The organism is Neisseria sp. 27098_8_139 (genome assembly GCF_041433195.1).
Classification (GTDB): domain Bacteria; phylum Pseudomonadota; class Gammaproteobacteria; order Burkholderiales; family Neisseriaceae; genus Neisseria; species Neisseria subflava.
In genome coordinates this window covers 1-21,669 of record NZ_JAPWBA010000001.1, presented here as the reverse complement: position 1 = coordinate 21,669, position 21,669 = coordinate 1, and the positions used below count along the sequence as shown (strand labels likewise).

Here is a 21,669-nt window from a genome sequence, read left to right as displayed (position 1 = left end):
GTTTTTCATTTGCTTACAATCTTTCTTAAATTAAATTATTTAAACGTATCCAAGTTTTTTGTTTTTCAGTAAGGAACATCTGAAATACTTGCTGCTTTCAGACGGCCTTTGGGTTTATTCGTCTATACGACTAATCCGCGTTGCGCATCACGTTGGTGGCTGCTTTCTTACCAGAACCCTTACGTTCATCGTAGAAGGTCTGTAACCAATCCTCCGGTCTTACCGCATCGATGCCGACACCAAGACGTTCGGCCGTTTTTTTGATGATGCCGTCCATGATGTCGATGTTGTCGGTACTGGCGGAGATAACTGCCAATTCATCGTCAAATCCGCGTAGGTTGAGCTGGCATACTGCGGAAGCATGACCCTGTTTGACCAAGAAGCAGCGGCTGCGCTCGTCCAGGCTTTTAATCACTTGGAACTCTGAATCGGTCAGCTTCAGTCCATCGATGTAGTCTTTTTTATCTGCATTCGGATTTGGCAGCAGTATCATGGTAGCTGTCTGCTCAATCAGTGCGGCGGAAATATCGCTTTTGAGGGCGTCTTCCGGAGACTGGGTGGCAAAGATACCCATACCGTTTTGCTTACGGATGGTTTTTTGTTTGTTTTTAGCAAACTCTTTCAAGCCGCCTTCGCCATCAAGGATTTTCCAGAATTCATCCATGATGTAGATGAAGCGGCGGCCATCGATAAGCTCTTCCATTCGATGAATAAGATAACCGATGACTGGATCGCGTACCTGTGGGTTTTCAATCACGTCGGTGTAGTCGAAGCCGATGATGTTGGCACCACTGAAGTCGATTTTGTCCTGAGGGTTATCAAAGACCCAGCCGATAAAGGTTTATGATGACGGTAGATTTACTTATGTACATTTGAGTAAGGGAAAATTCACAGGAGATTTTCCTACCGTTTATGGTCGAAAGTTTGAAAGAGGGACTGAGTTTGTCCTAAATAGTAATGTTGAAGGTAATGTGGTTATTATCCATGGAACTTATCCGTTTTTAGTTTTAAGACATGGAGATGATGTAGTTGGGTTGAGGAGAAATTGAGTATGTCTGATAAGCTAAATAATGAACATCATAAAGATAGTGAGTCATCACAAAACTTATATTCAAATCAGTATGAGCAAGATCAATTGGCAGGGCTGGAGGAGAATGCTCCTCAACTGAATGCTCCAGTTGATCGTACTGTTAACAAAAAAGCAATTGCTTTTATTGTGGCAGCGGGATTTGGATTGGCTGGGTTAGGGGCATTTGCATATCATCAATTTAGTGGCACTGAGGAGACACCTCCACCGGAACGTCCTCAGGTGGTTACTGTTCCAGATTTACCTGCTCCGGAGCCTCAAGCTACTCAGATACCTCCGGTTGACTTAGTGGAAGAGCAGAAGCCTGATCCAGAGAGTTCTAAAACTACCGAATCTGTTACACCACCAATAGAAACACTATCTCCACCGATAATAGATACCCCTCCGCCTATAATTCCTAATATTCCCGTGCAGCCTGCGGATATGTATGCCAACACGGATTCTAAATTTGTTGAAGATGGGGAGGCTGCTCAGAAAGAATCGGGAGCAGGCATAGCTCAAGCTAATGCTGTCCGTTATATGCATAACAGGGATAAATTACTTTTGCAGGGTACTTATTTACGCTGTGTATTAGAAACTAAAATTGTTTCTGAAGTAAAAGGGTTTACATCTTGTATCATCACTGAGCCTGTATACTCTGCCAGTGGAAAATATCTCTTGTTGCCGAAAGGTTCGAAAGTAATGGGACAATATGGTTCCAGTAATCCTACTGGCCCGCGGATGGAGGTCATTTGGAATCGAATCATAACACCAGAAGGCGTTGATGTAACACTAGAATCCCCTGGAGTAGATAATCTTGGTGCGGCTGGCCATGTTGGTAAATTTAAGTCTCATTGGGGATCACGTTTGGCATCGGCTTTATTGATTAGTATGATTTCAGATGCTTTTAAATATGCTGCTACTGAATATGGTCCACAAGGACAAACAGTTACAACCAACACATCGACTACCACTAATCCTTACAAGAGTGATACAGCCAATACATTGAAGCAACAGGCTATCAGCCAGCTTGAGCGAAATAATGCTCGTCCTAATACAGTAACGATCAACCAAGGGACCTTGATTAATATTTATACTGCCCAGGACATTGATTTTAGTTCGGTTATGCAGTAATTTTAAAGGGCCGTCTGTTTTTTCAGACGGCCTAATCATTATGTGTTTATCATAAAGGATAATTGCTGATGAAGCCTCTCGTCCTACTATTATCTATAGTTCTATTGCCAGCTGTATCCCTAAGAGTTTGTATAGAGCAGTGTGCATGAGTATTATCAAAAAAAGCAAAAAATATTTAGTTCAAACATACAGTGAAACTGCCAAGGATAGTACTAAAAGAGAGTGATAAATTTCATAATACACTCATCACCTTAACCTTAGGCTATCTGAAAACTAATATCTTCACTAGAAAGCTAAAATAATCTATTACTTTGACTTACAGGTATTGAAATGACTCTAAAAAACAAATCTATTATTACGGTAGTTTTACTATTAATTTCTTTCATATTAGGCTGTTACCTTTCAGGCTTTATCCTGCTGCAATGGTTAGGCTTAGATAAAACTCCCTTACTACTTACAACATGGTTCAAATATTATAATACGCTGGATATTCCTCAGGTTGCCAAATATTCACTACAAATTAAAACATCAGGAATTGTTGGATTTGGTTTTACTTTTCTGATTGGTCTGCTTGGTTTAATTCCTATTTGGCGTACAGCTTCCCAAAGTCTTCATGGAGAAGCACGATTTGCCGGGATGGCTGATTTGACAAAAGCAGGATTTTTCAAACAAACGGATACTTCAATTGTCGTCGGTAAATACAACGGCAAATTGTTACATTACAATGGCCAGCAATTCGCATTGTTGGCAGCGCCAACACGTTCGGGTAAAGGTGTCGGTATCGTTATTCCGAACCTGTTAAGTTATAAAGGATCGGTAGTGGTTTTGGACATCAAACAGGAGAACTTCAATTTGACTAGTGGCTACCGCAAAGAAGTATTAGGTCAGGAAGTCTATTTGTTCAACCCGTTTGCCGAAGATGGAAGGACGCACCGTTGGAATCCGTTTACCTATGTTTCTTCCGATCCTGACCAGCGAGTATCGGATTTAATGTCGATAGCTGCAATGCTATATCCTGATGGGGATAGTCGTGATAAGTTCTGGGTAGCGCAGGCAAGAAATGCGTTTTTGGCGTTTTCACTTTATTGTTTTGATGAGTATGAAGCAATGGCTGATTTTCCCGTGGTGGGCAAAGAAAATGAGCCGGCCTGTACATTAGGAAAAATATACCGTCTTTCATCAGGTAATGGAACAGAACTCAAGGAATACTTTACATCTCTATCACAACAACCATACCTCAGCGAGGCTACAAAAACTGCTTTTTCCGGTTTAATCTCTCAAGAAAAAGAAACCTTCGGTTCTATCATGGGTACATTTAAAGAACCCCTCAACCCGTGGATTAATCCTGTCATTGATGCCGCCACTTCCGCTGATGATTTTCTGTTGACTGACGTACGTAAAAAGAAAATGACTATTTATATCGGCATTCTTCCTAACAAACTTGCTGAGTCAAGAGTCATTGTTAACCTCTTTTTCTCTCAACTTATCAACCAAAATACGAAAGAGCTGCCTCAGGACAACCCAGATTTGAAACACCAATGTATGTTGTTAATGGACGAATTCACAAGTATTGGTAAAGTTGAAATTATTGCTCATTCCGTCAGCTATATGGCAGGTTACAACATTCGCCTATTTCCGATTATCCAATCAGTCGCCCAGCTAGATGCTGTTTATGGCAAAGAATATGCGCGTACTATTATCACTAACCATGCTTTGCAAATCATCTATACACCTAGAGAACAGCAGGATGCAAATGAATACTCCGAAATGCTAGGTTATACCACAGTGAAAAGAAAAAATGTCAGCCGTGGACGTGAACGTAGTGTCTCAGAAAGCGAAGAGCGTCGCGCACTGATGTTGCCGCAAGAGTTAAAGGCAATGAGCCAAGATAAAGAAATTATCCTTTACGAAGGTATGTCACATCCGGCGCAAGTGGGGAAAATCCGTTATTACCAAGATGGAACATTTACCAAACGACTGATGGAGACAGTGAAAGTTGCCTCGTTAAAAGGAAAACGGTAATAGTAATAAAAGCTCAAGGCCGTCTGAAAATTAAATTTCCAGAATGATTAAAAAGGAATTTATATGAAACTATCAGCGATTACAGCCATATTAACTGTATGCTTGGTGACCTCCTGTACTCCGCAGATTAGTAATAAAAATATTAAGGATTCTTCCAAGATGCAGAATATACAAAAGGAAATAACTATGGAACAAGTGCGCAATCGTTGCCGAAGTATGTTGCACAAAGTGGAAAATCGGGATGATCTAATTAAGCAGATGTATGATACGGCATTTAAAGATGACTGCCTTTATACGATGTACGCAAGTGAATTACAAGAGATTTGGCAAATACCCGTAATAGAGGCATATGATTATATGCAACATAATCAAGATATTCATTCATCTATAGGTATGTATGTCGTTTTCAGGCATACTGAACTTAAATCTAGTTTATATATTACTCAAACAAAAGAGTACCTAGATAAAATAGGTAGCATATTTCCTGAAAATGCATTCCCTAAATTTTTTCCAAAGCCTATGACACATGAAATACCTGAGGGGGTGTATTTAGATTTTGAGTATTCAGCCAAAAGAAAAGATGATGACTCAATAAAAGAAAGACTAGATTATTATTGGAGAGAATCAGGCCGTGAAATAATTGCTACTAATTCTGGGGGAGGTGCAATTTTAGCTTTAGAGTTTTGTAGCAATCTTAAAATGAGCCCAATGCCATAAGGAGTTTTAGGATGCCAAAGATTATACTGAATAAAAGAGCAGAAGCAGAATTGATGACACTTGGTTTTCATAAAATAAGATTCAATAATCAAATGTCTGAACTAGATAGAATTAAGCAAGACTCAGAATTAGTGGAGCAAATTAACCATTTCGCTAGTAAAGGGGGACATATCAAACCTGCTCCAAAAAATCGTGAAGGAGCATATTATGATCCGAAAAATAAAAGTATCCATTTTGAACAAGATATCCGATATATTACCGCTAGAACAATGTCTCATGAGGTAGGACATGCATTAGGTAAACATCAAGCTAAATCAGCTAGTTATTATGATACTGCTAAGGCTTATGCTCAAGCGCGAGGCTATGGAGAAGCTGAGGCGATCTTTAACGAAGCGCGTATGGTTGCTTACGAAGAAAGATATAATGGTAGGGCATATAGTACAGGAATTAGTGGTAATCTTTACCCATACGTTAAAGGTAAGAGTTTTGGAGAGGTTAAAGATTTAATTGCTCGCCAGAATATGTATGGTATGTACCCAAGTAATGGAACTGGATCAATCAGAATGACTTATTATGAAACTGATATTGAACATTTCCTGAATACCCGTACTAATTTTTCCAAAGACTTTAAAGAAGCATCCATAAGCCCTAATTCCAAACAAGTATTTGTTAAACATATGGCAAATTATGACACTTTTGGAAATAAGGGCAACAATAAAATTGTTGCTGATGGATCATATAGCCGTGATAGTTTATTAATAGGCAGGGCTAAGACTTATTTAAAAAGTGGGGCATATATGTATGGAGATGCCGGAGATGATGTTTTAAAAGGTACTAATCAAAATGATATTTTATTAGGCGGTAGTGGTAATGATGTATTAATTGGTGGTAATGGTAATGATATTTTAGCCGGTAATTCTGGAAGAGATAAATTGTTTGGTGGTAAAGGACATGACAAATATCGTGCTGACAATTTAGATATTATCCGAGATTCAGACGGCAAGGGTGAAGTATCATTGAATGGCTATATATTACAGGGTGGTGTACGTGATTTATCTCAACCAAACCGTTTCGTTTACCGTAGTGCTGGAATGGTATATGAATGGGATAGAAATACGGGGACATTAGATATAAATGGTCTTAAAATTGAAAATTTCAAAAATGGGGATTTAGGCATTCATTTACAAGAAAAGAAAACAGGCCAATATAGTAGTGGTGTCAGAGATAGTAATAGTATTAGAGTACATTCTGCTACAGGAATAGAGAGTACTAAGATTTTACATCAACCTAAGAGCAACATAGCGCATGCTCCTGTTCCTGGCGATTGGGATAATATGCAATCTGTGAAGCCTTTAAAGTTGGAAGCTATCCCACAACATGCTCAAAATATCTATCAGCAAAGTAAACAAATTTTTACTGAATTCTGTAATAAAAAGGATATTAGCTACGATGAAAGAAGCTTAGATAATATTGCTATGGCATTGGCTGCTGAAGGATATGCAAATAAGATGCGAGGGGCTTCTTTAATCAATATCAAAGAGAATGGTCAGATTCTTATTGGTGATAAGGCTCCTGAATTAAGAACTGCTTCTGTGGATATGCAAAAAGCTGCAGTTACACCGATAGAGGAAAGTCTTATAAAGGTACAGGTAACAGCTCAGCAATTTGAATTAGAAACACAGCAAAGACAGTTGTCACAAGTACAAGCTCGGGGAATATAGGTGTTTCTTAATCTTGAATAAAAAACTTCCTCAAGTTTTAAATTTCATTATAATCGCATATTTTAAATTAATTTATTTTTAACTATGGATGAATTAAACTCAACAATTTCAGCGGATTTCTTAGATTATCAATATGAAGTATTGGGAATTACCTCTTTCTTAAAAGATCCTGATGTGACTGAGATTTGTATTAATAGACCAGGAGAGGTATTTTTAGAAACCTCTCAGGGTTGGAAAAAGGTAGAAGTAAATACGCTAAACTTTGATAGGGCACGTCAGTTCTGTACAGCTGTTGTTAATGAAAGTAATACTGGTCAACGAATTACAGAAGCAGAGCCGATGGTATCGTTGACATTCCCAACAGGACAACGTGCCCAATTTGTGATTCCTCCTGCCTGTGATGCAGGAAAAGCTTCAATTACGATCCGTTTGCCATCAAAACACACAAAGAGCTTAAGTCAGTATAGTAAAGATGGTTTCTTTAGTCAGATTATTGAGTTAAATGGAGAATTATCTCCTCAAGATAAGGAATTAGTAGAACTGAAGAACAATCGGAACTACGAAGAATTTTTTAAAAAAGCCGTTGAATATAAAAAGAATATAGTCGTTTCAGGTGCAACTGGCAGTGGTAAGACTACTTTCATGAAAGCATTGGTTAATCACATTCCTTTAAGTGAGCGACTAATCAGCATTGAGGATGCTAGGGAACTATTTATTCCTCATGAAAATGTAGTTCATTTGCTTTACTCAAAAGGTGGACAAGGTAGTTCAAATATTACGGCAAAAAGTTGTATGGAATCCTGTCTGCGTATGAAGCCGGACAGAATTATTCTAGCAGAGCTACGTGGTGACGAATCATTTTATTTTATTCGAAATTGTGCATCTGGACACCCGGGATCTATTACAAGTTGCCATGCTGGTAGCACAGAACAAACATGGGATCAATTGGCATTAATGGTAAAAGCATCACCAGAAGGAAGTGGTCTGGAGTTTGAGGTTATTAAAAACCTGCTTAGGCAGACCATTGATATTGTTGTGCACATTAAAGCTCATGCTGGACAACGTTATATTACGGGTATTGATTTTAACCCTATTAAAACTTAATGTTGAAGATGACGCAATTGAAGCAATATATCATTGGATGATACAGAATGTGTGAAACATGCAAAGCAACTGTAGGCTTATGTTGTTAAGGTTGTGATATTAATGAAGGTTTAAAGGCTGTCTGAAAATCTTTCAGACGGCCTTATATATTGCGCCCTATCGCAGGGGCATTTTTAACATAACTAAAGCCCCTTTAACAAAGGGGCTTTTCTCATGTGCATAGTTTTCTACACCGTCAATTCCGAACCACCGACTTTTCCGAAGTCATTTATCGTCCGTATTTTCAAAGAAGATGACACAGATTTCCTTTGTCTTCGAACCGTCAATTTTCCTATCTCTTCACCCGACCGCATTTATAAAACCCAAAACGAAGCCAATGAATACGGCCGGTTGTCCGTTCGTGAAATTATGAGTAAGGAACTCCCACAATGATGAATCAGGAAATTAAGAAAGCGCGTATAGCCGCCTTTGGCGGTGGCGGCGTAAGCGACACGCCAAAGGCGGATTCACGCGCGCCGATGGCGCCCCCCTTATCTAACAGGGGGGGAGCAGAAACCGAAGCGGCTTTGAGTACCGAACACGAAACCTTTGAGAAATACACCACGTTTCTTACTGATTCAAAAGGCCGTCTGATTGAAGTGCCTTTGCGTCGTGGCAAAGCCAATTCCGCTTTCATCGACCAAATCAGTTTTTCAATCCACGAAGATACATTTTCCCTGCTCGCCGGTTATCCATTGGTTGCTGATGATGAATACATCGTCCGCGCATCTATGGTTCTGGCCGATATTTTTGGTTTCGGTATTACCGAAAAAGCCAAGCATTCAGGTGGCCGTTTTTATGATTCCTGCTGGTTGATGGGTACAGACAATGCCCAATATGGCCGCGTTCATTTCGGTGGGCAAAACAATACCATGCTGATTGAAGTCACGGCCACGGGTTGCAATGCAGCATCTGACGGTTGGGAATCACGGCTTTATAACTTCATCATACAGGCAGTCCGTCCAAAAATTACCCGTATCGACATTGCCAAAGACTTTTTTCAAGGCGAATACACGCCCGAGCAGGCCAAATCCGACCGCCTCGCAGGTAAGTTCACAAACCATCACATGATGCCTGATGGCGAATCGGTCGGTACGGATTGGGAATCAAACAACGGCAAGGGAAAAACCTATTACGTCGGTTCCCGTGAATCATCTAAATACGTTCGCGTTTACGAAAAAGGTAAACAGCTCGGCGACAAAGAAAGCCAGTGGGTGCGTTTTGAAATCGAATTCAAAGCTAAGGATATTGTGATTCCGTTCGAAGTATTGACAGTTCCGGGGGAGTATTTCGGCGGGGCATACCTTGTATGTGCCCAATTCCAAGAGAAAGCCAAACGTATAGAAGCAGTGAAAAAGAATCTTGAATTGACATTTGAACGCTGCATCGAAGTAGCAAAAAACCAAGTCGGCCGTGCCATCAATGCCGCGAAATCCATGTTTCCGCACAAAGACCGTTCGGAAATCTTAGCCATGTTCGAAGCCGATCATGACTTATTGCCTAAACGCTTAAGCCTTGAAGTTTATTCATGTACCGAAAACCACGCACCGGCCATACACGATAAGCCCGAAGGCAGTTTATGGCTTAACGAATCCGCCCAAATTTTGCTTGAAATGGAAATTGAACAGAAAAACAAAATGACGAAGCTCATTGAGGCCAAGCACGAACAAGATTATCTGAATCTGATGTACGACCGATACGCATATAGATTTTAAAAGGCAAAACGCTGCCGCCTTCAAGTGCAGTGTATTGAATAAGGAAACACATCATGCAAATGCAAATTCAAGGCCAAATCATGGGCGTTAAACGCTTTAACGGACAAATTGACGGTAAAACCTTTGACTATTGCCGCGTTATCGTGTCTACACCGTTGGACAGCAGCCAAGGCAACGCATTAGGTAGCTCGGCTACTGAATACGACTACGGCGGCTCCGTGAACTTCGAACAGTTCAAAAGTCTGTCATTTCCTTTTGAAGCCTCTTTGACGGTTGAATTAGTGACCAACGGCAAAAGCCAAAAACTCAAAATTTTAGGTTTCCAGCCTAAAACCCCAAACAAAGGCTAAAACATGACAATTACCCGCGTTTACATTGTTCAGTCACGGGAAACGGGCGACTTCCTTTATCCGTCTGATACGGGTGATGTGGGTAATACACCGTTTGTCAATGAAGCCGGTTATTTCTACGACCGAAACGAAGCGGTAGAAACCGCGTTATCCGAAATCGGTGAAAACTTTATTGTCTTCAGCTTTTTATCAGAATTTTAATTCAGGCTACGGGTGCGGTCTGAATCATAGAAAAAGCACCTATTCAATTTTGTTTAACTCACTAAAGGAAAAACATCATGAAATTGATGAACACTTGCCGTAAATACGGCGCAAAACTGGCCGTTGTTGCCGCTGCTCCCCTGGCTTTGGCTACACAAGCCTATGCCGCTTTGCCCGAAGCAGCAAAAACAGGTATTGAAGCCGCTAAAACTGACGGCCTTGAAGCCGGTTGGCTGGTAGTCGGCGTATTTGCCGCTCTCTTCGTAATTGCCATTGTGAAACGCTTGTTACGCTAATAGGTAATTAAGATGTACTACCAAGTCGGGAATAAATGTCTTGAGCAAAGCCAAGCTGAAAACGTCTATTTCAGCTTGGTAGTACCTCAAATAACCCAAGACGGCAAAATCATCAAACCTGAGTACAACGGCACAATTTGGAAACTAAACGGACAAACGATTAAAGCTGATCTACCAAAATGCGATCCAGGCGAAAACCTGAAAAGCGGTTTGGATACAGGATGGCTCTTGTTTGGCGTGATGGCCGCTGTTTATTTCGTATCCATTTTGAAAAGGGTTCTCAAATGATGGATTACTATTTTTACTTGGGGCTGGCGGTACCTGTTTTAATAGGGGCGATTTTATTCAAGGATTGATACCCTATTCGGGTAATGGCAAAATCTAACTTTCAGCAACCATTACGAAAGTTAGCATTATGTTTTATATTTCAGAAGAAGAATTGAGATTTAAAAAAGATACGAATCCTAATTATTCAAATGAAAAATTGTGTCATGTGTTTATGACTGAATTATTCAATTTGAAAAATTTGTATCCGTTCCATAATTTTATTGAGATTGCAAAAAACGCAATGCAATATTATTTGAACAGAAGTTACTTAGATGAAGTAATTGTATTTTTTGAAGATTGTTCAATTCTGAAAGTGAATTTCACAAAAGATGGGTTTGAGTGGTCTGAACATTATGATGAAGATATTACAACGGCTTTTTATTACGGTCGTTATACTTTTAGGGTTTAATTTTTCGTTCGCTGATGTCGATATACACGTTGAAAAAAATGGTCGTATGCGTGTACCGGCTGGCGGATTTAATCAGAATGGGATACGCCCTTGGATGTATCTTGATAATAATGGACCTAAGTTTCATCATGAATATGTTTCAAGATTTGATAAATCACTTCACGTCCGTGAAGCCTCCACCGGTCTCCGCTCTGCCTCAACTGTCCCCGTAACGTTAGAAGCTCGAGTATCCCGAAAAGCCGTCCTTTCAGGCGCATTTGGCCTGGTAAAAGCAGGCGCAAAACTTGGTTTAAAAGCTTTACCATACGTTGGAGCTGCTTCATATGCTTATGATGCCTATCAATTAGTAAACCCCACATTAGAATCAGCAGGTTATCATTATTCTGAAAATGCCGATACATATCTTAAAGTTTATGATGATGCTTTATGTATGGGTAAGTTAGGGAATCAACCTGGCTATCATTCATGCATTGGAGTAGATTCTTCCGTAATGCTTGCTCTTTCAAAGGGAGGAAAATCAGCACAAGATGCTAAATCCCTCCTAATAATGCAAGTTCAATCTGACTATGAAAAAATACATAAAGATTTAATGAAGCAACATTATCCAGAATATGAAAATGTTTCCCCTAAATGTCGCTGGAATGGCTGGGGCGTTAGTTGTGATATAAAATCATTAGCTATATCCTACAAATTTATAAAAAATCATAGCGAAGAATTAACCACCAATAAGTTTTTAGAAATTGCAACATCTAAAATTGATAGTAATCCTACCCCTTTTATAGAAGGATCAGGCAGACCAGGCTACAACGAAAAAGTATCAGTCCCTGCCGGTACAGTCGTAACCATTGGCCCTGTCACCCCCGAAAACGGCAAACCGGTGCAAATCACCATTACTTTCGGAAAAGACTCCAACGGCAATACAACGGCAGAAGTCGCAACTACTCAACGTCCTGATCTTGATCCAGGTAGCCCAGCAGCGCCAAATACCAAGCCTGATCCAGATCCTAATCCTAATCCAGATGGAAAGCCCGATAAAAAACCTGATGGTAATCCCGATGGAAAGCCCGATAAAAAACCTGATGATAATCCCGATGGAAAGCCCGATAAAAAACCTGATCCGGATGAAGATTCATCTGATAAAGATAAAAGAAAAGAAAATAAAAAAGATGATAAGAAAGAAGAATCAAAAGGCTTACTTTGTGATTATTTTCCAGACATTTTAGCTTGTGACAAAATGGGCAAACCTCAAGAAGGTATGTTCGATGACATTAAAATTCCTCAAGTAACTGATGAAAAAACGTGGGATAGTGACAATTTCTTGCCGCCAAATGGCGTTTGTCCTCAACCCAAAAGCTTCAACATTTGGGGAAGACCGGTACAAATAACCTATGAACCGCTCTGCGTTTTCATGGAAAAAGTTCGTTTTGCCGTTCTTCTTGGATTCATTATCATGTCCGCCTTTATCGTATTCGGCTCTTTGAGAAAGGGATAATATGCCACTGCTCGCCGGATTGATTCCTCTTTTGGGAATCCTGTTAAAAATGCTCATTGTCAGAATAATTATTGCTACTGGCATGACATTTGTAACATATGCAGGCTATATTATTGCGCTAAATAAATTTAAGGATTACACCCTAAATGCAATAAATTCCATGCCGTCTGACATACTTAATTTACTTTTAATAGGTGGTTTTGGCCAAGGTCTTGGTTATTTATTCGGCGCATTCAGTTTTTATATTGGTATGCATACATTAAATAAATTAACTTTTGTTATGCCAAGGTAGCGTTATGATTTATTTGTTTACTGGGAATATGGGCACTGGCAAAACATCACGCGTTGTTGCCATGATTCTGAACAACGAAGACGGCTTATTTAAAATGAAGCTTGAAGACGGTACTGAAGTAGATCGTCCGCTTTATTTCTGTCATATCGACGGCTTGGATAAACGTAAATTCAACGCCCACGAACTCACGGAAGAAGAAATAATGTCTGCGCCTTTAAGGGATATTATTCCAACCGGTGCAGTCTTGATTGTTGATGAAGCGCACTATACCTATCCTGTTCGCGCTGCCGGTCGCCCTGTTCCGCCTTATATCCAAGAATTAACAGAACTCCGTCACCACGGCCATACAGTTATATTGATGACTCAACACCCTAGTCAGCTTGACGTATTTGTCCGTAATCTTGTGTCAAAACATACGCACCTTGAGCGTAAAGCAGTAGGCATGAAGCAATACACCTGGTATAAATGCGTTACCAGTCTTGATAATCCTGCCGCAGTAACAGGCGTTGAATCATCAAGTTGGAAGCCGCCAAAAGAAGCGTTTAAATACTACAAATCATCCAGCCAGCATCAGAAGTTTAAAAAGAACATTCCGCTTGCTGTTTGGGCTTTGGTAGCTATTTTTGCTTTCATGGCTTGGAAAGGTTTCAACGTTTATCAGATTTATAAAAAAGGTAGCGGCCAAGTTGAAGAAGTTCAATCTGTTTCTGATTCTTCTGTAAGTGAACAGCAGGCAATTAATGAAATTGAACAACCTAAAATTCAACAAGATATAAATTCAAATCTTAAGCCTGAAGATTTTGTACCTACTCTAGCCGAAAAACCTGAAAGTAAACCCATTTATGACAATGTAAGACAAGTTAAAACCTTTGAATACATCGCCGGTTGCGTTGAAGGTGGTAATAGTGGTTGTACTTGTTATAGCACCCAAGGCACACCGTTGAAAGAAGTGACTAAGGCAATGTGCAAAGACTACGTCAAAAACGGTTTGCCGTTTAACCCATATAAAGACGAACAGCACACCGTACAACAGCCACAAACAGCACCGCAGACAGCCTACACGCCTGAAAATGGACAAGTGCTTACAATGGGCGGTAAAAGCCCTCAAAACCTGATGTATGACGGTTATGTTGAAGCAGGCGAAAAAACAGGCTTCCAAAACGGTGCAAAGGTCGGCAGTTAAGAGATATTTATTTAATTGTTGATGTAGCCTAAGCGGAATCAACGGTTAAATAAATATCAACGGGGTGCGGGAACGCCCGCTACTTTGAATACTAGGATAACTATCCGAAGCTGTAAGCTCTTTTATTTAGACGGCTTACAGGTTCGGATTAGCTACCCGAACCGAAAAACGCCCATCTTGAAACGGCCTAAGTCATCAGACTGTAGAAAAGATGAAGAGGGCGTTTTTTTGTTGTCTGAAAATTGAGTAGCATCAAAGAACACACAAAAGTGTGAATCTGCATAGTAAGGGAAATTATGAGAAACGCTGTTGGTTTGGATATATCGCAAAATACCTTTGACGCTGCCGCTATTGTCAACGGTAAGCGCAAGCAAGCTCTGTTTGACAACAGTATCAACGGCTTTGAAAACTTCAAAGCCTGGCTTGACGGCTTTGACTGTGACTTGCATATCTGCATGGAAGCAACCGGCAATTATTTTGAAGATGTTGCCGATTATATCGGCCAGTTTTACACCGTTTCCGTTATCAACCCCTATAAAATCAGCGAATACGGCAAAAGCCGCTTTCATCGCACAAAAACAGACAAACAAGATGCAAGGCTTATTGCCGAATATTGCCATACGGCCATGCCCAAAGATTTACCCGCTCGGCAAAAAATAAGCATAGGTCACTACCGCTTGAAACGCCTATTGGCTCTATACGAACAGCTCAAAACCCAAAAGACCGCCCAAAAGAACAGGCTGAAAGTAGCTAAAGACGAATTTGTTCGAAAAATTCATCAAGTTCAAATCCAAGAATTGGATCAACACATTCAGCAAGTCGAAGCAGAAATACAGGCAATAACGAACGGCAATCAAGATTTGAAAACCGTTTCAGAAGTCCTACAAACCATTCCAGCCATTGGCAAACTAACAGCGGCCATACTCACAAATTATCTGCTTAGCGGAGACTTTAAAACCGCCAATCAATTCACCGCCTTTGCCGGCTTGAATCCGCAACAAAAAGAATCAGGAACCAGCGTAAAAGGTCGTTCAAGCATGACACGCTACGGAAACAGACGGCTAAAATCAGCTCTGTTCATGCCTGCTATGGTTGCGCTCAATAGGGATTACTTTCCCGATTTCGTTAAACGTTTAAAAGCCAAGAACAAACCAAAGATGCTGATATTAGGTGCGCTCATGCGTAAGCTGCTTGTCGTGTCTTACTACGTCCATAAAACCCAAAAACCTTACAATCCTGAACGCTACAAACTTACCTAGAGTTTGCACAAAATAACAAAGCTGTTTTTGCCTGATTGTCAAGCAAAAACAGCTTAAAACGCTTGCGCCCTGCTTAATTATATAAAATAAATATCAATAAAAATCAATATCCTATGAAAATTACTCAAAATTGCGCTAGACGATTAAAGTAGCATCTTTTCTTTTAAGCAGCTAAGGTTAAATAATCCTGATTTAAAAAACCTTCTTAAATTCCCTTTGACATTCCCCCTCATTCCCTTTAAAATGAGTTTAAGTTTTTAAACATATAAACTCAAGAAGCCGAATATGCCGCAACAAACCATGAATTTAATGCGCGAGTGCATTCCCATTTTTACCGTGTTGAGTGATGAAAACCGCCATCAAATCCTGCGCGTGCTGTGGGAACACGGCAGGATGAATGTGAATGAGCTGACCGAGCATCTGCATCTGTCGCGCCCTGCGGTGTCACATCATTTGAAAATTATGTTGCAAGCCGGTGCGGTGGCGGTGGAACAGGTCGGCAAAGAGCGGTTTTACAGTATTGCCATGGCGGATGCGGTGGCGAAGTTGAAACAGCTTGCCGATTTGATGGCTCAAAATTGCCCGCTTTCAAAATAGGGTTATCCGTTAACCCTTTAATTTTTACCTGAATACGTTTACATTTTTAAACTTATCAACTTAAAGGAACGATTATGTTATTCACGCCATTCGCTTTTCAAAACGGCAAAACCGCTAAAAACCGTATCTTTAAATCCGCCATGGAAGAGCAACTTGCCCAAAACGACCAGCCGTCTGAAAAACTCGTCCGCCTGTACGGCACTTGGGCGCAAGGCGGCGCAGGCGTTTTGGTAACGGGCAATGTGATGGTCGCCGAAAGCGGCAAAGGTTCGATAAACGATGTGGTGATTTCAGACGACCGCAGCCTTGAGATGCTGAAAAATGGGCGAAAGCCGGCACGCAAAACGACACGCTGCTCATCATGCAAATCAATCATGCGGGCAAGCAGTCGCCTGCGGTAGTCAATAAAACGCCGCTTGCGCCGAGCGCTGTACCATTGGTAGGCATGGATGGCTTTATCAATCCGCCGCGCGAATTGACTGCCGATGAAATCAACGGGCTGATTCAGCAATTCGTGCAAACCGCCAAAATTGCCGAGCAGGCAGGCTTTTCAGGCGTACAAATTCACGCCGCGCACGGCTATCTCATCAGCCAATTCCTCTCGCCGCACCACAACCGCCGCCAAGACCAATGGGGCGCATGCCGGTTTAACCGCAGCCTATTTATTTAATAAAGGTCGTCCGGCTAAATCGGTTTTCACCATTCATAATTTTTGGAACAAGGCACAAGAACAAACACAGTTACAATCACAACAAAAATTCCAACAAGATTTGGTGGCTGCAGTTCAAGCTCAAGATGAGAAAAAAGTGAAAGAAGCGATTGAAACATTTAATCAATCAGTAAAAGATACAATTACAAGCTTAGATGCATTAGATGTAAAAGCAGAATCAATTAAATCTATCAAAGAGCAAACCAAAAATGTATTAAGCTTGGCGAGTGGTTTATTGGTTGATCAAGCTAATATGAGTTTCACTAACCCGACACAAACACCGGAGCAACAAAAAGCTTATGCTGAAAAAGCTGAAGTATTAAGAAATGCAATGGCCGAGTTACAAAAACAAAGTGTCGAATTAGAACAAAAATTTAATCCTGCACCGGTCGCAGCGCCGGCACAAGACGCAAAATAATATTCTGACTTATTTATCTAAAAATAAATCGCCTTATTGTTCCGCAGTAAGGCGATTTTTTATATGAAATATACCTTGAAAAATTACCGCACTTTTTGGATTTAATTAGAAAAGTGCGGTGAGTTTTCTGTCAGTTTTTTCCGAAACACTCCTTTAATTTGTGTTGGGGTATATGTCGTGCTAAAATTTGAACTCTGTTTAATTAAAAACGAGGATAAAATAATGGAATTCAAGCTTAATAAGCTTACATTAGTTTTATTATCAGCTCCGCTTATTGCTAATGCGAGTATCACTCATAACGGAACCAACGTTCTGCCAAGTGGCTTAGCTACAAACATCACGGATAATCAAGAGCATACTATAAATGGGTTTTTAACCATTGCGGAGGGGGGTAAAACAACCCCTGCAGGGCAAGCAAATGGTGAAATGACCATTGATAATGGCTCTAAGTTAAATATCAGTGATACAGTAATGATTGGAAATCAAAACAATGACGGTTTCGGTGGTAAATTGACTGTCACTGGTGCCGGAAGTGAATTAAATGTAGGCGGGATATTAAATATCGGTAACTACAGTAATGCGAATCTCTCTATTTTAGAGGGCGGAAAGGTAAGCTCAACATTTCATGGTGATCCTAACGCGCCTCACTTTTGGGGATGGCTTCTTCATAAGCCAGATGGTCGAACAGCTATTAATACTAAAATTATTATTGATGGTGAAGGTTCTGAACTTTCTTATCATAAAGACTCATTAATTCGTGTAGTTGGTGGCGGCCACAAAGAAACAAATGTTGATGTATTGATTTCTAATGGCGGTAAACTCAGCGCAGGTGTGTTGCAATTAGAAAATGGCACAGCCAATATCCAAATTGGCAACAAAGGTAAAGGTGGAACACTAGATGTTAAACGTTTTTCTATTGGTCTTACAAAACCAACATTCACCTTTGACCAAAATGATGAGTTGAATTTTACCCCTATTATCCACACGTATGGTTCACTGAAAGAATCTCATGTTAATTTCATACAAAGTGGTTCTGGCACAACGTTATTTGCGCCAACAAGCATGAGAGGCGTAAATTCTAAGATTGATATTACCGATGGTACATTGAAAGTCGGTAGAGATAATGTCTTTTTTGGTGCTGGAACTAAAACCAATGAGATTAATATTGGTTCCAAAGGTACATTAGCATTAAATGGTCATAATGCTGATGCGTTAACCGTTAATAATGAAGGTACTATTCGTCTTGCCTCTGATGATGAATCGGCAAATAAAACACTTCGAGTGCTTGACTATACTTCTAATAACGGAAAATTGATTGTCAGTTCCGTTTGGAATAATGATTCAAGTACAACCAAGTCAGATCTTTTGTATATTCTACGTTCAGCAACCGGCCATACTGTAGTTGAAACGGCTAGTGGTTATATTGAAGGAGACATTCTTCGTAAAGCTCATGAAGATGCTTATTCAGCTCCTGTGGTTTGGGACGCAAATATAAATTCTCAAGCTACGTTTACTGGAACGGCTAAAACAAGAAATGCCGGAGAAGCTCAGTTAACCAAGAAGGATCGTTCTATTTACGCATGGACATTAAAAGCATTTGGCCATGATATTTATGCGGTACCGGTTTCTGCGTATATCCAAATGCCACGAGTCAATATGGAATTAGGTTATAGCGTGTTGGATACGTTACACCAACGTCGTGGTGAAATTAGTCAATCACCAAATTCTTCCGTTTGGGCGCGTGTTTCCGGTAAACGCTTGGAAACCGAGGGACGTTCCCGTTTAGACGTTGATAGTTCACAATATGTCGCACAAGTAGGTTATGACTTTAACCGCAGCGAAATGCAAAATGGCGTACCACAATCTCTAAGCGGTGTATATTTTGCTTATTCTCGTGCAGATAGTCGCTTCTACGACCAATATCGTGCTGAAAACGGCGTTGTGGCTGCTGATAAATATACCGGTAAAGGTAAAACAACAGCAGCAAACATCGGTGTATATCACTTATACCGTGCAGTAAATGATGCTTATGTGGATACTGTGGCTCAATTCTCTTACTTAACCAATAAGTATAATCCTAATCTTAGCCGTGAAGTAAGACAACATGGTTGGAGCGGTGCGGTATCTGTTGAGGGTGGTCACAGCTTTGCATTAGGCAATTCCAACTGGCGCCTTGAACCACAAACCCAATTGGTTTACCAACATTTAAAACTTCAATCATTCCATGATGGAGTTCGTGATGTTGCACAAGGTTCGGACAACAACTTACGTGGACGTATTGGTGTGCGTTTAAGCCACAGCAAAGACTTCCAACGTAACCCAAACGTGTATTTTGTCGCAAACGTATGGCATGATTTTGTTAAAGCAAAATCTGTCTTAATCGGTGATACCAAATATGGCGAGAATTATTCCCGCACTTGGTTGGAAGGTGGTGCAGGTTTAAATGTACCATTCGGTAATCACGCTATTCATGCAGATCTTCGTTTAGAACATTCTCTAGGCAATAAAGGTAACCGTTCTGGTGCGAAAGCCGTGTTAGGTTATAGCTACGCTTGGTAATTCAAATAACAAATATATAAAACAAAATCCACCTTCTTCTGAAGGTGGTTTTTTATTAGATGTTTTGGTTCTTATAATATGGTTGCTAATTTGTTTCAGCAATAAAAAAGTGATATGATCGCGCCCCGTCTTAATTCTGAGACAGAGAGGAAAAAAACTATGGAATTTAAACTTAATAAACTTACGTTGCTTCTATTAGCCGCGCCATTGGCTGCGAATGCAAGCGTTACTTTGTAAGGGACTAATGACGGAATTCCGGAAACCCTTGGGAAGGTAAACCCAGATACGGTTAACGGCTTAGTTCAAGTTGGTAGTGGTAATGGTAATGAAGGTAATCTTAGAATTGATGGGGGCTCTGTTGTAAATATACAAGGGACATTACATATAGCCAACCATCGCAAGTCTAAAGGAACTGTTGTCGTTGACGGGCAAGGCAGTAAACTCATTGTAACCAGTGATGCCAATAATTCAATGAATATCGGTAACTTTGGTAGTGGTAATTTATATGTTTCCAATGGTGGGCAGGTAATCGGTGAATTTGAAGGGACTGAACCGACACCTCACTTTTGGGGATGGCTTCGTGATACCCCGGAAGATGTCACCAATACGGTAATTTCAGTTACCGGTAAAGGTTCATTGCTTCAGTACCCGAAAAACGCCGAAATTCGTGTTGCCGCAAGTGATTGGAGCTCTAAAACCAATACTGTTAATGTATTAGTTGCAGATGAAAGTAAACTTACTGCGGGGACATTAAGAGTAGGAAATGGTACAACCAACATCCAAATTGGTGATAACAACAAAGCAGGCACGTTTGATGTAGAAAAAATTAAACTTGAAGAGAATCCTCAAAAGGTCAAATTTGATTTCGCACAAACAGATGATTTTAACTTCACGCCTGAAATGACCTCAGCTTCCCCTACTACTAAGATTGTTGACTTTGTTCAAAGAGGGAGTGGCACCACTTTATTTGCACCAAGAAACATGAGTGATATTAGCTCTAATGTCAGTATTACTAACGGTACATTAGAAGTTGGTAGAGATTCAGCCAAGCTCCGTTGATTATTACGGGTGGCTTCCGTTCGCAAAACGCCATGGAAGATGCACTCGCCAGCGGCCATTTGGATTTGGTCGGCGTCGCCCGCCCGTTTGCCTTAGTCCCTGATTTGGCAAACAAAATGCAAAACGGCACTTACCAAACCGTGCAGACCGATCGCATCCAAACGGGCGTAGCGTTGGTTGATAAAAAAGCGGGCGCGATGCTGGAAATGAACTGGTATATGACGCAAATGGACTTGATCGGACAAGGCAAACAGCCCAATCCTAAATTGTCGGCGTGGAAAGTTTTACTGAAAACCTTGTGGGAAAACGGCAAGGCAGGGTTAAGTACGGGTAGAGCTTGATGGGGCAAGCAGTTGGATTTTAAAGTTGATTTGCAAAAACACCTGAAAATTTGACCGTATTTAAAAGCATGGAATATAAATAAATTGATACTAAAAAACCGTTTAAATCGTTAAGTACAAACGGTTTTTTAGAAGTTACGGTAGAGGCATTAATACAGAAAAGACGCTGCTTTGGTTGAGATTTAAAATAAAAAATAATGAGTAGATTTAAAACGAGCGTATTGGGGCTTGAGCTAACAGACTAACAGTGTGTCGATGTGTGAATTAGGTAACAGATTGTGATCATTGTAAATGAGCCACATTGTTAAGCTGCTCAATATGAAAACCACTTTCACTATCGTATTTCACAATACTGATAGAAGTATTCAATAATGACACGGATTTACCCTCATCACGATGGTTTTCCAAAGTCGCTCCGCCTAATAAGGACAATAAAAGCCGCAAGGTGTGGCCATGCGATACCACTAAAATATTAGCGCCCGATTGATGTACCTTAATGATATCGTAAAGGGCGGCCATTGCACGTACTGCCAATTGTTCAAAGGTTTCGCCACCATTGCTTAATGCTTTATAAGCTGCCGGGTCATTGGTCAGTTGTTTGAATTCTGTTAGCTTCCGCAGGTCAGCGATCTGCATACCTTCCCAACTTCCAAATGATT

Annotated in this window: 26 protein-coding genes; 23 read left to right on the top strand and 3 right to left on the bottom strand. The window is 40.5% G+C overall.

Annotation, left to right across the window (positions count from 1 at the left end):
• Positions 1-130 precede the first annotated feature (130 nt).
• Positions 131-757, bottom strand: a complete 627-nt coding sequence (locus O3660_RS00130) for a hypothetical protein (RefSeq protein WP_371464412.1) — start codon at positions 755-757, stop codon at positions 131-133.
• Positions 758-872: 115 nt separating this feature from the next.
• Here O3660_RS00130 and O3660_RS00125 point away from each other — a divergent pair, with 115 nt between their 5' ends.
• The 15 genes from O3660_RS00125 (at position 873) to O3660_RS00055 (ending at position 14,068) form a co-directional block, all read left to right on the top strand.
• Complete coding sequence (locus tag O3660_RS00125; protein ID WP_371464411.1) at positions 873-1,049, top strand: hypothetical protein; 177 nt, start codon at positions 873-875, stop codon at positions 1,047-1,049.
• Positions 1,050-1,051: 2 nt separating this feature from the next.
• Positions 1,052-2,200, top strand: a complete 1,149-nt coding sequence (locus tag O3660_RS00120; RefSeq protein ID WP_371464407.1) for a TrbI/VirB10 family protein — start codon at positions 1,052-1,054, stop codon at positions 2,198-2,200.
• Between the two features lie 330 nt (positions 2,201-2,530).
• Positions 2,531-4,222 (top strand): type IV secretory system conjugative DNA transfer family protein, encoded by a 1,692-nt coding sequence (locus O3660_RS00115; RefSeq protein ID WP_049352198.1) that lies wholly within the window; start codon positions 2,531-2,533, stop codon positions 4,220-4,222.
• Between the two features lie 63 nt (positions 4,223-4,285).
• The gene (locus O3660_RS00110) at positions 4,286-4,939 is read left to right on the top strand and encodes a hypothetical protein (RefSeq protein ID WP_224783486.1); all 654 of its coding nucleotides are present in this window, start codon (positions 4,286-4,288) and stop codon (positions 4,937-4,939) included.
• A gap of 11 nt (positions 4,940-4,950) precedes the next feature.
• Entirely contained in the window at positions 4,951-6,660 is a 1,710-nt protein-coding gene (locus O3660_RS00105; protein ID WP_053090744.1) for a calcium-binding protein, read from the top strand.
• 84 nt (positions 6,661-6,744) lie between these two features.
• Positions 6,745-7,764, top strand: a complete 1,020-nt coding sequence (gene virB11, locus O3660_RS00100) for a P-type DNA transfer ATPase VirB11 (RefSeq protein WP_049329383.1) — start codon at positions 6,745-6,747, stop codon at positions 7,762-7,764.
• A gap of 428 nt (positions 7,765-8,192) precedes the next feature.
• Entirely contained in the window at positions 8,193-9,518 is a 1,326-nt protein-coding gene (locus O3660_RS00095; RefSeq protein ID WP_318251850.1) for a replication initiation factor domain-containing protein, read from the top strand.
• 53 nt (positions 9,519-9,571) lie between these two features.
• A complete protein-coding gene (locus O3660_RS00090) occupies positions 9,572-9,868 on the top strand; it encodes a hypothetical protein (RefSeq protein WP_003780479.1) in 297 nt (98 codons plus the stop codon).
• A 3-nt stretch (positions 9,869-9,871) separates the two neighbouring features.
• Positions 9,872-10,069 (top strand): hypothetical protein, encoded by a 198-nt coding sequence (locus O3660_RS00085; protein WP_049351586.1) that lies wholly within the window; start codon positions 9,872-9,874, stop codon positions 10,067-10,069.
• Between the two features lie 77 nt (positions 10,070-10,146).
• Complete coding sequence (locus O3660_RS00080; protein WP_049351585.1) at positions 10,147-10,365, top strand: major capsid protein; 219 nt, start codon at positions 10,147-10,149, stop codon at positions 10,363-10,365.
• 12 nt (positions 10,366-10,377) lie between these two features.
• Positions 10,378-10,653 (top strand): hypothetical protein, encoded by a 276-nt coding sequence (locus O3660_RS00075; protein WP_371464404.1) that lies wholly within the window; start codon positions 10,378-10,380, stop codon positions 10,651-10,653.
• Between the two features lie 127 nt (positions 10,654-10,780).
• Entirely contained in the window at positions 10,781-11,101 is a 321-nt protein-coding gene (locus O3660_RS00070; RefSeq protein WP_080974656.1) for a hypothetical protein, read from the top strand.
• The gene (locus O3660_RS00065) at positions 11,046-12,593 is read left to right on the top strand and encodes an IgG-binding virulence factor TspB family protein (RefSeq protein ID WP_318250406.1); all 1,548 of its coding nucleotides are present in this window, start codon (positions 11,046-11,048) and stop codon (positions 12,591-12,593) included. Before O3660_RS00070 ends, O3660_RS00065 begins: the two co-directional genes overlap by 56 nt.
• A gap of 1 nt (position 12,594) precedes the next feature.
• Positions 12,595-12,885, top strand: coding sequence for a DUF2523 domain-containing protein (locus O3660_RS00060; RefSeq protein WP_049351584.1), 291 nt, complete (start codon positions 12,595-12,597; stop codon positions 12,883-12,885).
• A 4-nt stretch (positions 12,886-12,889) separates the two neighbouring features.
• Positions 12,890-14,068 carry a zonular occludens toxin domain-containing protein gene (locus O3660_RS00055; RefSeq protein ID WP_049351583.1) on the top strand — a complete coding sequence of 393 codons (1,179 nt, stop codon included), beginning with the start codon at positions 12,890-12,892 and terminating at the stop codon, positions 14,066-14,068.
• A gap of 152 nt (positions 14,069-14,220) precedes the next feature.
• Here the strand turns inward: O3660_RS00055 and O3660_RS00050 are convergent, their stop codons facing one another.
• On the bottom strand, positions 14,221-14,517 hold the full coding sequence (locus O3660_RS00050; RefSeq protein WP_318250410.1) for a hypothetical protein: 297 nt from the start codon (positions 14,515-14,517) through the stop codon (positions 14,221-14,223).
• Between O3660_RS00050 and O3660_RS00045 the strand changes: the two genes are divergently transcribed.
• The 8 genes from O3660_RS00045 (at position 14,419) to O3660_RS00010 (ending at position 21,010) form a co-directional block, all read left to right on the top strand.
• Positions 14,419-15,327 carry an IS110 family transposase gene (locus tag O3660_RS00045; RefSeq protein WP_318250408.1) on the top strand — a complete coding sequence of 303 codons (909 nt, stop codon included), beginning with the start codon at positions 14,419-14,421 and terminating at the stop codon, positions 15,325-15,327. The genes O3660_RS00050 and O3660_RS00045 overlap by 99 nt on opposite strands.
• 285 nt (positions 15,328-15,612) lie before the next feature.
• Positions 15,613-15,924, top strand: a complete 312-nt coding sequence (locus tag O3660_RS00040) for a helix-turn-helix transcriptional regulator (RefSeq protein ID WP_049351581.1) — start codon at positions 15,613-15,615, stop codon at positions 15,922-15,924.
• Between the two features lie 74 nt (positions 15,925-15,998).
• Positions 15,999-16,325 (top strand): hypothetical protein, encoded by a 327-nt coding sequence (locus tag O3660_RS00035; RefSeq protein WP_318250403.1) that lies wholly within the window; start codon positions 15,999-16,001, stop codon positions 16,323-16,325.
• Positions 16,286-16,594: a hypothetical protein gene (locus O3660_RS00030; RefSeq protein WP_283126942.1), complete on the top strand. Its 309-nt coding sequence runs from the start codon at positions 16,286-16,288 to the stop codon at positions 16,592-16,594. Before O3660_RS00035 ends, O3660_RS00030 begins: the two co-directional genes overlap by 40 nt.
• Positions 16,595-16,697: 103 nt before the next feature.
• Positions 16,698-17,051, top strand: coding sequence for a hypothetical protein (locus tag O3660_RS00025; protein ID WP_250590028.1), 354 nt, complete (start codon positions 16,698-16,700; stop codon positions 17,049-17,051).
• 222 nt (positions 17,052-17,273) lie between these two features.
• Positions 17,274-19,610: an autotransporter outer membrane beta-barrel domain-containing protein gene (locus O3660_RS00020; RefSeq protein WP_371464401.1), complete on the top strand. Its 2,337-nt coding sequence runs from the start codon at positions 17,274-17,276 to the stop codon at positions 19,608-19,610.
• Between the two features lie 252 nt (positions 19,611-19,862).
• On the top strand, positions 19,863-20,669 hold the full coding sequence (locus tag O3660_RS00015) for a hypothetical protein (RefSeq protein ID WP_080974655.1): 807 nt from the start codon (positions 19,863-19,865) through the stop codon (positions 20,667-20,669).
• Positions 20,666-21,010, top strand: a complete 345-nt coding sequence (locus O3660_RS00010; protein WP_003686500.1) for a hypothetical protein — start codon at positions 20,666-20,668, stop codon at positions 21,008-21,010. Before O3660_RS00015 ends, O3660_RS00010 begins: the two co-directional genes overlap by 4 nt.
• A 282-nt stretch (positions 21,011-21,292) precedes the next feature.
• On the opposite strand, the gene O3660_RS00005 is transcribed toward O3660_RS00010, so the two are convergent.
• Positions 21,293-21,669 (bottom strand): histidine phosphatase family protein (locus tag O3660_RS00005; RefSeq protein WP_371464399.1); only part of this gene is annotated, 377 nt, incomplete at its 5' end.